13 protein-coding genes are annotated in these 14,533 nt (G+C 60.8%); 5 read left to right on the top strand and 8 right to left on the bottom strand.

Annotated features, from left to right (window positions below):
* The first annotated feature begins 5 nt into the window (after positions 1-5).
* The 5 genes from FJ979_RS15350 to FJ979_RS15330 all read left to right on the top strand — a co-directional run bounded on the left by FJ979_RS15350 (position 6) and on the right by FJ979_RS15330 (position 5,253).
* Positions 6-383 carry a response regulator gene (locus FJ979_RS15350; protein ID WP_140500731.1) on the top strand — a complete coding sequence of 126 codons (378 nt, stop codon included), beginning with the start codon at positions 6-8 and terminating at the stop codon, positions 381-383.
* Positions 384-642: 259 nt separating this feature from the next.
* Positions 643-1,035 carry a response regulator gene (locus FJ979_RS15345; protein WP_140500730.1) on the top strand — a complete coding sequence of 131 codons (393 nt, stop codon included), beginning with the start codon at positions 643-645 and terminating at the stop codon, positions 1,033-1,035.
* Positions 1,035-2,789 carry a YaiO family outer membrane beta-barrel protein gene (locus FJ979_RS15340; RefSeq protein ID WP_140581982.1) on the top strand — a complete coding sequence of 585 codons (1,755 nt, stop codon included), beginning with the start codon at positions 1,035-1,037 and terminating at the stop codon, positions 2,787-2,789. The genes FJ979_RS15345 and FJ979_RS15340 overlap by 1 nt, the downstream gene beginning before the upstream one ends.
* Positions 2,790-2,791: 2 nt before the next feature.
* Positions 2,792-3,829, top strand: a complete 1,038-nt coding sequence (locus tag FJ979_RS15335; protein WP_140581979.1) for a HEAT repeat domain-containing protein — start codon at positions 2,792-2,794, stop codon at positions 3,827-3,829.
* The gene (locus FJ979_RS15330) at positions 3,826-5,253 is read left to right on the top strand and encodes a glycosyltransferase family 2 protein (protein ID WP_181168449.1); all 1,428 of its coding nucleotides are present in this window, start codon (positions 3,826-3,828) and stop codon (positions 5,251-5,253) included. Before FJ979_RS15335 ends, FJ979_RS15330 begins: the two co-directional genes overlap by 4 nt.
* A 15-nt stretch (positions 5,254-5,268) precedes the next feature.
* Here the strand turns inward: FJ979_RS15330 and FJ979_RS15325 are convergent, their stop codons facing one another.
* From FJ979_RS15325 to FJ979_RS15290, 8 genes are all read right to left on the bottom strand, one after another.
* Positions 5,269-5,571 (bottom strand): Hpt domain-containing protein, encoded by a 303-nt coding sequence (locus tag FJ979_RS15325; protein ID WP_181168652.1) that lies wholly within the window; start codon positions 5,569-5,571, stop codon positions 5,269-5,271.
* A 365-nt stretch (positions 5,572-5,936) separates the two neighbouring features.
* Positions 5,937-6,890: a PleD family two-component system response regulator gene (locus tag FJ979_RS15320; RefSeq protein WP_281406002.1), complete on the bottom strand. Its 954-nt coding sequence runs from the start codon at positions 6,888-6,890 to the stop codon at positions 5,937-5,939.
* Positions 6,891-6,937: 47 nt separating this feature from the next.
* Positions 6,938-7,975: a chemotaxis response regulator protein-glutamate methylesterase gene (locus FJ979_RS15315; protein ID WP_140581973.1), complete on the bottom strand. Its 1,038-nt coding sequence runs from the start codon at positions 7,973-7,975 to the stop codon at positions 6,938-6,940.
* Between the two features lie 22 nt (positions 7,976-7,997).
* On the bottom strand, positions 7,998-10,265 hold the full coding sequence (locus FJ979_RS15310; RefSeq protein WP_140581971.1) for a hybrid sensor histidine kinase/response regulator: 2,268 nt from the start codon (positions 10,263-10,265) through the stop codon (positions 7,998-8,000).
* Positions 10,262-10,966 carry a chemotaxis protein CheW gene (locus FJ979_RS15305; protein WP_140581968.1) on the bottom strand — a complete coding sequence of 235 codons (705 nt, stop codon included), beginning with the start codon at positions 10,964-10,966 and terminating at the stop codon, positions 10,262-10,264. The genes FJ979_RS15310 and FJ979_RS15305 overlap by 4 nt, the downstream gene beginning before the upstream one ends.
* Positions 10,966-12,201 (bottom strand): protein-glutamate O-methyltransferase CheR, encoded by a 1,236-nt coding sequence (locus FJ979_RS15300; RefSeq protein WP_140500723.1) that lies wholly within the window; start codon positions 12,199-12,201, stop codon positions 10,966-10,968. The genes FJ979_RS15305 and FJ979_RS15300 overlap by 1 nt, the downstream gene beginning before the upstream one ends.
* Positions 12,201-12,665: a chemotaxis protein CheW gene (locus FJ979_RS15295; RefSeq protein WP_140518206.1), complete on the bottom strand. Its 465-nt coding sequence runs from the start codon at positions 12,663-12,665 to the stop codon at positions 12,201-12,203. The genes FJ979_RS15300 and FJ979_RS15295 overlap by 1 nt, the downstream gene beginning before the upstream one ends.
* A gap of 20 nt (positions 12,666-12,685) precedes the next feature.
* Positions 12,686-14,326 carry a methyl-accepting chemotaxis protein gene (locus FJ979_RS15290; RefSeq protein WP_140581965.1) on the bottom strand — a complete coding sequence of 547 codons (1,641 nt, stop codon included), beginning with the start codon at positions 14,324-14,326 and terminating at the stop codon, positions 12,686-12,688.
* Positions 14,327-14,533 lie beyond the last annotated feature (207 nt).

Here is a 14,533-nt window from a genome sequence, read left to right as displayed (position 1 = left end):
TGCTAATGCCCGCAAGGATCCTCTATGTAGACGACGAGGACGATATCCGCGAAATCGCCCAGATGTCGCTGGAGCTCGAGCCGGAATTCGAGGTGCGATCCTGTTCTTCGGGCATGCAGGCGCTGGCCGATGCCGCCGAATGGCGGCCCGACCTCATCCTGCTCGATGTGATGATGCCGGACTTGGACGGACCGGAGACGCTGAGGCGCCTGGCCGAGTCCCGGCCGACGGCGTCGATACCCGTGGTGTTCATCACCGCGCGCACCCAGACGCATGAGGTCGAACGCTATCTGGCTATGGGGGCGGTGGGGGTGATCGCCAAACCTTTCGACCCGCTTGCGCTTGCCGGTGAAGTCAAAAGATTGCTTCTATCGCGCACCTGAGCCGACGTATGGCTTGGCCACCGAGCGCAGTTTGTCTGCACACTGTGCGATGCCGTTCAGGGCTCCTATACCATGTCGCCTTATTCATCTACTGATTGTGCCGAGGTGCAGGCGCAGCGAATCAGGTTGTCTATAATCGTGTGGCATCGGCGGACGTCGATGAGAGAGTCGAGACGAATATTTCTGTCTGCATGGACCGCATTGGCGGATGTCGGTTCATGGGATCACTCCGGGGGGCGACGGAACCGGAGCAAGGCTGGTGAACGGAGCGAAGGCAAGAGTTCTGATTTGCGATGACGATCCCTTGTTGATCGAGCTGATGGAATTCAGGCTCAGGGCAAAGGGATATGAGGTCATCAAAGCAGTAGACGGGGCGGAAGCGCTCTCGAAGGCAGAGCATGAGGCGCCGGACATCATCGTGCTCGACGCGATGATGCCCAAGGCCGACGGCCTGGAGGTCCTTGCCCGCATCAAGGGCGATCCGGCTTTGTCCGAAACCCCGGTCGTCATGCTGACCGCCCGCAAGGGCGAAAGGGACATCGTCTCGGCCCTCGAAAAAGGAGCCGACGACTACCTTGTGAAGCCATTCATCCCCGAGGAGCTTCTGGCGCGGTTGGCGCGTCTGCTCGCGCGAAAGAGCGGGAAACGCTGATGCGGCGCTGCCGGTGCGCAGCCCTTGGCGCATGTCTGATCCTGGCGATCGCTGCGCCCCAGGGCGCGGTGCTGGCGCAGACGGTGGATGAACTTTACGAGTTCGGCGTCAAGGCCAGGCAAGCGCAGCATTTTGACGAGGCGGTGGAGTTTTTACGGCGCGCCCTTGCGCTTAAACCCGATAACGCCGACGCCTTGGTGCAACTCGGTTTTGCCGAACTCGGCCGCGACAATCTGTCGGCGGCGCGCGACGCTTTTTCCAATGCCCTGTCCTTGGCCCCAACCTATCGGGACGCCAGCTTTGGCATGGCTGAGGTCGAGTTCCGCTCGGGCAATCTGGATGCCGCGCTTCCGCTAGCCGAAACGGCCCTGCGGGCCGAGCCCGGCAACGCTGACGCCGCCACGCTTATCGCGAATATCCAGAAGGCGAAGCAAGCCGCCGGCAGTGAGGTGAGACGATCTCCCGCGGTTCCGGCGCCGACAAAGAAACCGACTAGCCGGCGGCCCGATCCCGTCGCCGGTCTGATGGAGCAGGGCAGACGCCTGCGAGCGGCGGGAAAGCTGCCCGAGGCGGAGAAAGTCTATCGCCGGGCACTGGGACTGGCGCCGAAGAACACCGACATCCTCGTCGCCCTTGGCCTGGTCGTCGGCTCCAGCCAAAGCTTCGACGAGGCGGGGCTTTTCTTCGACCGCGCGCTTGCGATCAAGCCGGGCCTTCTCGACGCGCGGCTCGGCAAGGTGCGCCTGGCGATCTGGCGGGGCGACGCGCCGAGCGCCCGCCGCTTGGTCGATGGCGTGCTGGCCTCAGTGCCAGGCAATGTCGAGGCGCTCGAGCTGGATGCGAGAGTGGCTTTGCTCGAGGCCGATTACACGCGGGCCGGGCAGTCGTTCCAGCGCGTGCTTGCGGCCGATCCGCGCAATGCCGAGGCGCTGGTCGGGCTCGGCGATGTGCGCCGCGCCGAGGGTAAAGAGGAGGACGCGCGGGATGCCTACAGCCAAGCGCTCGCCGTCGAGCCTGGCTCTTTCGATATCGAGCAAAGGCTGGCCGTGCCGCCGCCGCGCAAATGGCGGCTCGACCTCGGCAGCGAGGTGAGCGATCTCACCAGCGAGCTCGGCGACTGGACCGACAGTTCGGCAGGCCTTGCCTATCGGCTGTCGCCGCGCACCACAATTTCCGGTCGCACCCGGCTGGCCACACGCTTCGGCCGCACCGACGTCCAGATCGAAGGCCGTATCGACCAGGCCTTCTCGCCGGCGTTCTCTGCCCATGCTCTGGCGGCGGCGACGCCGGACGCTGATTTCCTCGCGCGCTATTCGATCGGCGCCGGGGCTTCGTGGCAGGTCATGGCGCCGGCAAAGGCGTTCGGCCCGCTTTCGCTCAACATCGACGCCCGCTACGACAATTTCGCCAACACAAATGTCACCAGCATCTCGCCATGGGTGCAGACCTCTATCCTAGACGGCCGCCTGGGGCTTTCCGCCCGCTGGGTTCATGCGCAGGATGATATCGGCACGGGCGCAGACGGTTATGTGCTTCGCGTCGACCTTGCTGCGACACCGCACTTCAACGTGTTCGGCGGTTATGCCGACGCTCCCGAAATCTCCGACGGCACGCTGGTGCCGACGCGCGCGGTCTTTGGTGGTGTTTCCTGGGACATCAGCGATCCGCTGACGTTGCGCGCCAGCATCGCGCATGAAGAACGACCGAGATTCGACCGGAATACATTCGGTCTCGGCCTGACCGCGCGGTTCTGACCATGTGGTACATCTGGGATCTCTCCATACTGCTCAGCGCTCTTTCGCTGGTGATCATGCTGTTCCTGATCGCGAGACGCGTCCTGCAGGAGCGCCGGAGCAAGGCTGCGGCCGACCAGCGGCGTCAGCTTCTGACTGCGCTGATCGCCTTCACCGAGAGCCGCGACCGCGAGGTGTTGAAAACGGCCATTCTTTCGGTGCCGGCTGGCGTGGCGATCAATACCGGCTTCGAGTTCATTTCGCTTTTGCGCGGCGAGGAGCACGACGATGTCCTTGCTGCTTTCAAGGAATGTGGCCTGCCGGCCCTTGTCGGCAGGCAACTGGAAAAGGGCAACGGCGCCGAACGCATCCATGCGGCCGAGATGCTGGCGGCGCTGCGCTCGGAAGGTGCGGTGGCAAGCCTGCTTTCCGCGCTCAACCACGACCGCTCGCGCGAGGTCAGGATCGCCGTCGCCATAGCGCTCTGCGATCTGAACAGCCTGCCGCCGCTCGGCATTGCGCTGCGCAAGATCGGCGTGGCCGGGCAGCGCTCGCGACGCCTGATCGAGCTGTTCAGGCGCTTTCCGCACGCGCGCCTGGAGGAACTGGCGGACCATGTCGCGCGCGCCGACGCCGTGCCCTTCATAAGGGCGGCCGCGATCGACGCATTGGCCCGCGCCGGCGGCTTCCGCTTCGCCGATCTCTTCGCCCGCTTGGCCGACGACGCCTCGTCCGAGGTTGCCGCAGCGGCACTGCGGGCGCTCGGCCTCACCGGAAATGCCGACGCGCCGGCGATCCTCTCGACCGCGATGACAAAAGGCGACTGGGAGGTGCGCAGCGCGGCCGCCGATGCCGCCGGCCGCCTCGGCCTCGCCGAACTTGGCCGGCCGCTATCCAAGCTGATGGGCGACGAGGTGTGGAACGTGCGCTATGCCGCCGCCAACGCGCTGCGCTCCTTCGGCCAGCCGGGAGAGCGGTTGCTGCGCCAGATTGCCGACAGCGAGGTCTCGCGCAGCCAGCGCACCGCCTCGCTCATTCTTGCCGAGGGACCAGCCGTATGATCGCCGACTGGAGCGACGAGATCGTTCTTGCCGCCACCATCTTATCTTGGTTCATCATCGGGGCCGGGCTGGCGCAGACGACGATATACCTCCTGCAGCTCATCGTCGCCGGCTATGCATTGTCCAAGCGCCCACCGGTCGCGCGCTCGGCGCTGCTTTGGCACCGCTATGGCGATGTCGCGCCGCCGATCGCGCTATTGGTGCCCGCCTACAACGAGGCCTTGAACGTGGTCGAGAGCGTCCATTCCATGCTGGCGCTCGAATATCCCAATTTCGAGGTCATCGTCATCAACGACGGCTCGAAAGACGAGACCTTGCTGCGCCTTATCGAGGCGTTCAAGCTGGTAAAGTTCCATCGGCCCCATGAGGAGGCGCTCGCGCACAATCCGATCCGCGGCCTCTATTCGTCACCGATGACCGAGCGGCTGTTCGTCGTCGACAAGGAGAACGGCGGCAAGGCCGACGCCCAGAACGCCGGCATCAATGTCTGTCGCGCGCCGCTCTTTTGTGTCATCGACGGCGACTCTATCCTTGAGCCCGACGCGCTGATGCGTGCCGCCCAGCCATTCATCGACGACCCCGAGCGCACCATTGCCGTCGGCGGCACGATCCGCATCGCCAACGGCTCCAGGATCGAGGCAGGCAGGGTGCGCGAAGTCCGTCTGCCACGCCGTCTGTTGCCACTGCTCCAGGTGGTCGAATACCTGCGCGCCTTCCTGATGGCGCGGCTTGCCTGGAGCCGCATCAACACACTGATGCTGGTCTCCGGCGCTTTTGGCATGTTTCGCCGGGCCGAAGTGGTGGCGGTCGGCGGCTTCACCAAGGGTTCGATGGGCGAGGACCTCGACCTCGTCATCAAGCTGCACCGCTATATGCGGGATAAAAAGCGCAAATACCGCATCCAGTTCATTCCGGAGCCGGTGTGCTGGACCGAGGCGCCGGAATCGCTGAGCGTCCTTGCCCGGCAGCGCACGCGCTGGCAGCGCGGCTCGCTCGAATGCTTCTTCCGCTACCGCTCCATGCTCTTCAACCCGCGCTATGGCCGCGTCGGCTTTCTCGGCTTCGGCCACATCTTCATTGTCGACGTTCTGGGACCGGTGGCGGAGGTGCTGGGCTATATCCTCATCCCCGCCTTCTGGCTGCTCGGTGTCCTTTCGGCCGAATATCTTCTGGCCTTCACCTCGCTCATCTTCACCTATGGCGTCTGCGTGAGCGTATGCTCCCTCGTTCTCGAAGAGGCCGAGTTGCAGCGTTTTCCCCGCGCCAGGGACCTCGCGGTATTGACGGCGGTCGCCGTGATCGAGAATTTCGGCTACCGCCAGCTCAACAATTTCTGGCGCGTGAAGGGCTGGTGGCAATTTCTTCGGGCCGACCAGAGCTGGGGTGAGATGACCAGGACCGGCCTGGGCGGCGCGAAGAAGTGAGCCCCGTCTGCTGAGTCACTTCAGCGTCCGCTCGATCTCCGTGATAAGCGCATCGAGTGCGGCGTGCGAGGCCCCATCGTCCGCCTGCTCGATCAGCAATGTCTCCAACGCCGATGCCCGCGCGCTGATCTCCGCAAACCCGAATGTCCCCGCGGCCCCGGCGAGCGAGTGCGCGGTGGGAATCAGGGTGTCGTTGGAGCCCACTGACGGGCCTCTCTGACGCGCCGCCCTCAACTCCGCGAGTTGAGTGGCGCACCGAGCCAGGAAACGCTGTTGTAAGGGGGCGAAGGGATCATTCAGAATGGAAAGGGCCTCCATGGATGGCTTTAGAGGTATTCAAGCAGAAAACTCGGTGGAGTGGAACGAACTGCTTGCGGTCCACGCTCCTGTCAGAGCAGAACTGCGGCGCCCGCTTCAGCCAAATGCAATGGCGATGAGTTTTTGATGTCCAACCGCGGAATGAGCGAGCTGGTCGGCATAGACCTTCTTGAAGGCCGGCGAGCGGGGTGCATTCAACGTATTTTCAAATGTTTGGAGCCTGCTGCGGTATTCGGATAGGCCGACAGGTCGGCGGCCGCAGCACGTCCGCTATCATGCAATTGGCGAAAGTGTAGCATCCTGCCGCCATGAGCTCACGACCGGCAATACGGCTTGCATGGCCCAACAGTTTGCCTAGCCACCCGTCAAGCGCGGGACATCTGAAGCGCAACACGATTTCGTCCTTCCGATTTGGCACGAAAAAGAGCCAGATCGGCGGCATTGACGAAATCCTTCGGCGTTTCGTTCTCGGTGGGCACCGCTGTTGCGACGCCAACGCTGATGGTCACGCGATCCGAGCCGTGGGGTATGTTCAGCTCCCGCACGCTCTGGACGAGCTGCTCTGCGATCGCACTGGATTGTTCCAGTAAAGTGTCGACCAGCACGATGACGAACTCTTCGCCTCCGTACCGCGCAGCGAGATCGGTGGAACGGCCGGAACCGCTCTGGATTACGCGGGCGATTTGCTTGAGCACCTCGTCGCCGGCCATATGGCCATAGGTATCATTGTATCGTTTGAAGTTGTCGGCATCGATCATCAACAGCGACAATGGGGATTGTGCGCGAAAAGCACGCTTCCATTCAGACGCCAGATATTCGTCAAAATAGCGCCTGTTGCCGAGGCCCGTCAGGCCATCGATCCGCGTCAGACGTTCAAGCTCGAGATTAGCACTGATCAGCTGTCGCTGGCTTTCCCTTAGCGCTCGGTATGCAGCTTCTCGCTGGACGTGATCCAGATAGGCCCGCGTGTGATATCGAACGCGTGCAATCAGCTCGATACGATCCGGAAGCTTTACGAGATAATCGTTCGCTCCCGCAGCGAACGCTTCGCCCTTGGTGGCTGGGTCTTCCTTGCTCGACAGCACAATGACTGGTACCGCGCGTGTCGAAGCATGCTTCCGGTATTCTCGCACCAGATGCAGCCCATCGACCCCGGGCATGACGAGATCCTGCAGGATGACGGTTGGCTTTACCTCGTCGGCGACCGTGATCGCTCTCAATGGGTCGGTGCAGAAGTGTAACGAGATATCAGGCTCGCTGGCTAGAGCGCGCCTGACCGCCTCGCAAACCATGATCTGGTCATCGATGAGCAGAACCATGGATGAATAGTTATCTGCAAGTGGTGGGACCAGCTGTGGTTCTAGCGTCATCGGACGAACCCTTTCACCTGGAGCGCTGAAAGGGCTTCGATTATGCGTGAGCCGATCGCACTCAAAGGAAGAATATCAACAGCCGCGCCGACATCGGCGGCGGCCTTCGGCATGCCGTAGACGGCGCTGGTTGCTCTATCCTGCGCGATTGTGAGATGCCCCTTGTCGCGGAGCTGTCTCAACCCGTGCGCACCATCCCTGCCCATGCCTGTGAGCAGGACTCCAATCACCGAGCCAGGCCACCATTGCGCGGCACTTTCGAAGAACACATCTACGGACGGCCGATAAACGCTGTCCTCGGGGCTAGGCGTATAGCCAAGTTGCTGAGCTGACTTGAAAACCAGATGATTCGCGGAACTGGCAATGAGAACGGTGCCCGCTTGAGGACTATCGTTTTCCCGCGCTGGACGGATCGGGAGAGGCGTATGCTGGCCGAGCCAATCAGCAAGGCCTGGAACGAATTGGGCATCGAGATGCTGTACGAGCACGATGGCGGCGGCGAAATCAACGGGAAACGCGCTCAGGACTGCGGCAACGGCGGCCGGCCCGCCAGCAGAGGCACCGATTGCAATTAGCCGTCGAGCTGTCGGCTCAGCCGCACGGGACATCCTCCTTCTTGCCTTGCCCGGCGCATCGCCAATCAGCTTGCCGATCGTTGCTATCTTGTTGGTCAACAGCCGTGCGGATTGCGAGGACGCATCACCTTCGATGCCGACTGAGGGAATATCGACGGCGTCGAGCGCGCCATGCCCCATCGCTTCGTAGACGCCGGCGACGTTGGCTTCGATACTGGCTGTCACCAGCAAGATTGAACATGGGGTTTCCGCCATGATTCTGCGGGTCGCTTCCACCCCGTCCATCTCTGGCATCGCTAGATCCATGAGTATCAGATCCGGCAGATCACGTCTGCAGACCTCGACCGCCTCACGCCCATTGGTCGCAATCCATGCGACTTGGTGTTCGCCGGTCGACATGACCAGCCGGCGCAGAAGTTCAACCGCCATCGGCATGTCGTTGACTACGCCAATTCTCATTCGTTGGTCGCCAATTTCGATCTCATTCAGTCGCCTCGCCGATCATGTCCACGACGGCATGGATCAGCGCCTCGTCCTGAAAGGTACTCTTGGTCAGATAATAGTCGGCACCGGCGTCAAGCCCGCGCGAGCGATCTTCTTCCCGATCCTTGTATGAAACGATCATGATGGGTGTGTTCCTGAGATGGGCGTCCTTTCTGATCAGGCTCACCAGTTCGATACCATCCATGCGCGGCATGTCTATGTCAGTGACGACGAGATCAAAAGGACCAGATCGGACGGCATTCCACCCGTCCATACCGTCGACTGCCACTTCGACGTCATAACCGTGATTGCCCAGCATCTTGCGCTGGAGTTCGCGAACCGTGAGTGAATCGTCAATCACCAGCACGCGCTTGCGTCTGCTCGGTCCGGGACCGCCCGCGGCTCGCCGAAGGGCTCGAAATCCGCTGGACGACGCAAGCTTTTCCACCGATCGAACCAGATCATCGACGTCGAAGATCAGAACAGGCGAACCGTCCTCCATCAGGGCCGCTGCGCTGATGTCCTTGATCTTGGCAAACCGGGAATCGAGAGGTCTGATCACCAGTTCGCGTTCCCCGAGAAAACGGTCGACGATTAGGCCGTAGGCTTCCCCCCGACCCGTTTCCACCACGACGACCGAGAGTTCCTCTGGTTCGGACGCAGACTCTCCTCGATCCAGCACCTCGCGCGCTGTCACCAACCCGATCTGTCGATCGTTCAAGCGAAAATGCGGGCGGCCCTGCAGGAGGTTGATCTCCATCCGCTGCAATTTCATTGTCTTGGAGATGGCAGCGAGTGGAAACGCATAGGGCTCCCCATCGACTTCGACGAGTAAGGTGCGCAGGACTGACAACGTCAGCGGCAGTTGCAGTTGAAACCGGGTTCCTCGACCAAATTCCGAGGAGACGCTCGTGATTCCGCGGACCTCCTTCGTCATCGCCTGCACTGCGTCGAGTCCCACGCCACGGCCGGAGACGTCGGACAGGCCAACTTTCATCGAAAAGCCGGGCAGAAAAAGGAATGCCAGCAATTCCGTTTCGCTGAGCGCGTCGGCGCTTTCCCTGGTTGCAAACTGCCGGGCGACGACAGTCTCGCGCAGCTTCGAGAGCTCGATCCCTCTGCCGTCGTCCACCACGGCTATTTGCAGCAGTCCGGCATTGTGCCTCGCTTCGAGCCTGATGAGTCCCTCTTCGGGTTTGCCGGTTGCGAGGCGCTCATCAGGCGGTTCAAGCCCATGGTCTACCGCGTTGCGCAGAAGATGCCCCAAGGGGGCATCCAGCTGCTCGAGGATATCGCGGTCGATGCCGGTCGAGCCGCCTACGATCTCCAGTCGCACCTGCTTGCCAAGTGTACGACCGAGGTCGCGGACCGTTCTTGCGTAGTGTCTCACCCCGTCTTCAAAAGGTCGCATCCGGCTCGCCAACGTCTCCTCGTACAATCGGTTGGCAAGATCGGTGGCTTTCCGATCGACTGAATCCAACTCATCGAGACGCTCCGCCAAGAAGGCTTGGCTCAACCGAAGCTTTCGCTGCGTTTCAACCAGCGCCTCCACCACAGCCGCATCTTTTGCGACCGGCAGCAGCACTGCATCAAGATTGTCGAACGCACTTGCGATGTCTGATTGAAGGCGCTTCAGCCGCAGCAGCCCGTCAGCGAATGGCCTGAGCCGCCGAGCTTCCATCAGCGACTCGCCGGCCAAACCGAGCAATCGGTTCAGGCTGTCTGCCGTCACCCGAACCATTCTATCTGAGCCGATGCTCCCTCGGGCTTGAGCTTTCGGCTCGACAAGGGGGTTCGCTGACGAGGTTGCCGCCGGCACTTTTCGGCTATGCTCTGGGATTGCGAAATCAGCTGCCGAATCTTGGGGTGCGGGTTCGGGGAGGGACAGTTCCTCGAACTTCGCCAGAAAGCTTTCGACTTCCGGGTTGACGCTCTCGTTCGATGATCCCGATGCGATCAATTTCAGAAGGTCAGAGCCTTGCAGAAGCGCATCTATATGCTCCTTGCGTACCCTCAGATGCCCACGTTGCGCGGCGACCAAGCAATCTTCCATTGCATTTGCAACTTTGACGGCGGGCGTCAGATCGATGATGCGGGCTGCTCCTTTCAGCGAATGCGCGGCCCGCATGCATTCTTCCAGTGCGTCGGTGGCGACAGGATCGCGTTCGAGCGCCAGAAGGCCGGAGGTCAAAGCCTGTGATTGCGTCTCCAGTTCGGCCTGGAAAAGGCTCAACATCGAAACCTGGCTGAAGTCCTCATCTGTCATGCCATGCTCCGATCCATCATCGTGAGCAGTTGTCCCGGGTCGAGACAGCCAACAGCCCGTTCCCGCCAGGGCAAAACGGCAACAGTAGCCGCCGACAGCGTCTTGCCGATCGTAGCTGGCACGGCGAGAGTGTCGCGTGCCCGGTAGCGATGTAAGCCGTGGACCTCATCAACCGTGAAAGCAACCCGCTTGTCCCGCTCGCCCACCACGACGAGGCGGCGAAATATCTTGGCTTGTCTGCCTTGTTCCTCCTCCTTGGGTTCGTCGATCCCGAGCAATTCAGCGAGCGACAGGCAAATCAGCAATTCGCCCCGGACATTGGCGATGCCGAGCACTGCACTATTCCTGCGGTGTGGAAGGGAATGAACGGGACGGGATTCAGCCACTTCATGAAAAATGCCAGCTGGAAGCGCCAGCCATTCGTGCCCCAACCGGAAGAGAACGGCCGTCTGCGGCGCTTCATCGTCCGCCGAAACGACCGCTGCACGACCAGCGTCATCAGGCCATTCGCCGCGATATGCCGAGGGCGCCGCACGATCAAGGAGGCGCCGTGCAATCTTCCTATAGGTCGGGCAATTCCGGCAGTGGAGATGCTGCTCCAGTTGGGGACAGGACTTGTCACCCCGAACGCCTATCCGCCGCCAGCAGTCGTCGATTTCAATCTGCTCCACTGGCAGAGCGATCCTTGTCGAAGCCGGCATCAGGTGCCGCTCCTTTTCTGGACCCGGACCAGCCTTCCGGCCAGCGCCTCGGCGCCGCTGTGGTCGCCTTGCTTGCGAAGCAGCAAAGCCAGGTGGACCAGAGCCTCTCGATGATTTGGCGCGAGATAGAGTGCCTTGCGATAGCTTTGCGCGGCCTTGGATGCAGCGCCATCCGCATCCTGAACGAGGCCCAGCAGGTAGAAGATTTGCGCGGAAGGACCGAATTTCTCGAGATGGGCGAGGGCGACCTCCTGTGCCTCCTTTACCCGACCCGCATTGGCGATCCGTTCAACCGCGACTAGGCTTTCCGAGACCTGATCAACGGGCTTGGCCAGGGCCGGCGCACTGTTTTCCTTGCCGACGGTCAGTCGTGGCGGAAGAACGGGCTTGCTCTTGTTGAGCTTCGGGGTTGATGTCCGCACCGGGATAGCAGTTGTCGGCGCCGCGGCCTTGATGGGCTCCGATTCCAGGAAGGCAAAGGCCAAGGGCCATTCAGCGGAAATAAAGCCATGCAGCCTTGGAAGTGCTGCTTCCGCGGGACCGACCAGAAGAAGTCCGTCCGTGGCCAAGAGATCTTTCAGGCGGGTCAATGCGCGATCCTGCAGTTCGCGATTGAAATAGATCAGCAAATTCCGACAGAGTAGGATGTCATAGACCTCTTGCCCAAAAATTGCGCGAGTACCGAATAGGTTGCCGACCCTGAAGCGAACCTGTTTCAGCACCGCAGCACTGGGCCGCAACCCACCCTCGACCGCTTCGAAATAGCGGTCCCTGAATTCGAGATAGCTGCCGCGAAAGGAATTGCGCCCGTAGACGGCACGTTCAGCCAACGCGATATTGCGGGTACTGACGTCCACCGCATCGATGTTGAACTCGTGCGCTTCAAAGCCGGCATCGAACATGGCCATTGCGACCGAATAGGCCTCTTCACCGGTTGAACATGGCAGGCTCAAGACTTTTGTCGGCTGAGCACGCTTGTGCACGCGCGCATGCCGCGCCAACATCGTGAACGCTTCTCGGTCGCGAAAGAACCAAGTCTCCGGGATCACCACCGCATTGATCAGCTCCTGCAGCTCCTGCGGGGAACCGGTCAAGTGTTCCCTATAGGCCTGAGGATTGGCAATCCGGCACGCTGCCATCCGGTCTCTGACCGCCTGACGGACCACTGTCGGGCCAACGCTGGCACTGTCCAGTCCAATGGTTTCCATCAGGAGCTTTTCTATTGCGCCGGTCATTAAACACTCATCGCGGCCTGGCGGAGCAATGCGGTACGAATCTCTTCCGAAAGCAGCGCTTCCGCTTTGACCCACTGAATGATCTCCGTGCCATCCGAAGCCACCGGACCAAGATAAGACGGCGTTTCTGGCTCGAGGCCGAACGGCGCGAAGTCGGCAGGGTCTCGCTCGACCGTATCCGTCACCCGTTCCGCGACCAACCCAAGCAGGCGTTGCTCGCCATCTCGCGCCGGGTAGCGCGTAACAACGATCCGGGTGCTCAATAGGCGCTCCGATGGCCGGCCAAGCGCGAGAAGAGTAACATCGATCAGGGGAATGGGTATTCCGTTATAATTGACCAGGCCCACCACACCGGTTGGCGCACCCGGCAGAACTTTCACATCGATATAGGGCAGCACCTCTTCAATTTGGTGGACATCGATCAAGTAGCGATCCGAACCCATACTGAAGGCGAGGAATAACATTATCACCTCCTACTGCCAGTTCACTGTGCTCTCAGCTTGAACCTTGAAATGCTGCTTCGCATGCTGCCTGAGACTTGATTGAGCTCGTCGATCGCGAGCGTCGATTGCTGAAGGGACTCGACTGTTTGCTGAGCTGCCTCGCTTAGCTGGGTTAGCGTGTCGCTTATCTGTCCCGCGCCGATCGCCTGTGCTTGCATGCCTTCATTGGCGACTTCGAAACGTGGCACCAGCCCTTGGACCTGCTGGATGATCTCGAAGAGTTGACCGCCGACCTGCTGGATTTCGTGCATGCCCCGGCGGACCTGCTCGGAAAACTTGTCCATGCCCATCACACCGGCAGCGACTGCCGACTGGATGTCTTTGACCATCTGCTCGATATCGTAAGTGGAGACGGCCGTCTGGTCCGCAAGCCTTCGGATCTCTGTCGCCACCACTGCAAAGCCCCGGCCATATTGCCCGGCCTTCTCAGCCTCGATGGAAGCGTTGAGCGACAACAGGTTCGTCTGATCGGCCACTTTGGTGATGGTCGTCACCACCTGATTGATGCTGCCAGCTTTCTCGCTCAGGATCGCGAGTTTGGAATTGATCGCACCCGCCGCGTCCATGACCTGCTGCATGGTTCCTTCCATACGGGTCAGCCCCTCTTGCCCTCCGCCGGCGACGGCCGCCGTTTGCTCGGCAACTGTCGAGACCTCGTTCATCGTGCGAACCAGCTCGTTTGAAGTGGCGGAAATTTCCTTGGCTGTCGCGCGGATCTCAGTTGTGGTCGCGGCGATTTCAGTCGCTGTTGCCTGCTGCTGCTTGGAGGTTGCAGCAATCTCAGTTATCGACGTGCCGACCTGTATGCTGGACCTTTGTACCTGACCAATAAGAGTTGTGAGATCGTCTGCCATTGCGTTGAAGCCGTCGGCAAGCACGCTGAATTCGTCCCGGCGCCTCAGATCGAGGCGTTCGCTGAAGTCGCCTTGCCGTATCATTTGAACTGCGTCGACCAAACGTGTGAGCGGAGCTGTGATAGCGCGGAACAGCTGGTAACCCAAAAGAAGGGCTAGTCCGAGGGCTATCAACAAGCCCACGCTCAAACCGACTTCCGCCGTGCTAACGATTGAGCTGATTCGCTGCGTCGCGCTGTTTGCCTCGCCTCTGTGATCCTCGAGCATGGCTTGCAGAGCGGACTGCAATTTCACAAAGATCGGCTCTACCGTGTTCTTGATGACCGGGCTTTCATTGGGAGTTTCACCTTTCGACAAGGCAGCTCGGCTCGTGTCCAGCACAGCAGTTTCCGCCAGCCGAAATTGGTTGGCGAGTTCTTTGACGACTGCGTAATTCTGCTTGTCGATGTCGGAGACGATCGTTGCTTCATACTCGTCCATCAACCGCCGCACTTGGTCGCGATTGGTCGCGATCGTGCTTTCAAGCGTGCTTTTATCCGACGGGTTGTCCTGGAGGGCATATTCCTGAAGCAGGCTATGTGCCTTCATCTGCCCCATCATGATCTCGGTGCTGTGATAGAGGTCTGGAAGGATGCCCTTCTCGACCTCAGTTGCCTCCCGCTCCGCCTGAAGAAACCAGGCGTACGCGATAACGGCGATCACGGACATAACCACCAGAACGGCAGCGAAACTGACGAGGATGCGGTGGCGTATTGTCAGACTCGTCATGAACCGGTTCACCTATGGGGGCATCGAGGCCTGCGCGAAAAGCGCTCGTTCCGACGTTTCGAAAAGGTGCGTCGAAAAGCAGCAGTCTTATGCAGAATGGTTTCTTTTCCGTTCCATCGCTAATGATGGCGAAGCGGCTCGCCAGTCGGCGCCCCCAATAAGCGTGGTCAAAGGCATGTCTCGCCGTCGACATAGATGAACCCGACA

Source organism: Mesorhizobium sp. B1-1-6, assembly GCF_006443035.1.
GTDB lineage: Bacteria > Pseudomonadota > Alphaproteobacteria > Rhizobiales > Rhizobiaceae > Mesorhizobium.
Note: the sequence above shows the minus strand (reverse complement) of the source record. Positions and strands in the feature narration are given on the sequence as shown.

Excerpts from the sequence above, each read along its gene's own strand:
- FJ979_RS15350 (WP_140500731.1), top strand. The coding sequence starts at position 6 with ATGCCCGCAAGGATCCTCTATGTAGACGACGAGGACGATATCCGCGAA.
- FJ979_RS15340 (WP_140581982.1), top strand. The coding sequence starts at position 1,035 with ATGCGGCGCTGCCGGTGCGCAGCCCTTGGCGCATGTCTGATCCTGGCG.
- FJ979_RS15335 (WP_140581979.1), top strand. The coding sequence starts at position 2,792 with ATGTGGTACATCTGGGATCTCTCCATACTGCTCAGCGCTCTTTCGCTG.
- FJ979_RS15330 (WP_181168449.1), top strand. The coding sequence starts at position 3,826 with ATGATCGCCGACTGGAGCGACGAGATCGTTCTTGCCGCCACCATCTTA.
- FJ979_RS15325 (WP_181168652.1), bottom strand. The coding sequence starts at position 5,571 with ATGGAGGCCCTTTCCATTCTGAATGATCCCTTCGCCCCCTTACAACAG.
- FJ979_RS15320 (WP_281406002.1), bottom strand. The coding sequence starts at position 6,890 with ATGGTTCTGCTCATCGATGACCAGATCATGGTTTGCGAGGCGGTCAGG.
- FJ979_RS15315 (WP_140581973.1), bottom strand. The coding sequence starts at position 7,975 with ATGAGAATTGGCGTAGTCAACGACATGCCGATGGCGGTTGAACTTCTG.
- FJ979_RS15310 (WP_140581971.1), bottom strand. The coding sequence starts at position 10,265 with ATGACAGATGAGGACTTCAGCCAGGTTTCGATGTTGAGCCTTTTCCAG.
- FJ979_RS15305 (WP_140581968.1), bottom strand. The coding sequence starts at position 10,966 with ATGCCGGCTTCGACAAGGATCGCTCTGCCAGTGGAGCAGATTGAAATC.
- FJ979_RS15300 (WP_140500723.1), bottom strand. The coding sequence starts at position 12,201 with ATGACCGGCGCAATAGAAAAGCTCCTGATGGAAACCATTGGACTGGAC.
- FJ979_RS15295 (WP_140518206.1), bottom strand. The coding sequence starts at position 12,665 with ATGTTATTCCTCGCCTTCAGTATGGGTTCGGATCGCTACTTGATCGAT.
- FJ979_RS15290 (WP_140581965.1), bottom strand. The coding sequence starts at position 14,326 with ATGACGAGTCTGACAATACGCCACCGCATCCTCGTCAGTTTCGCTGCC.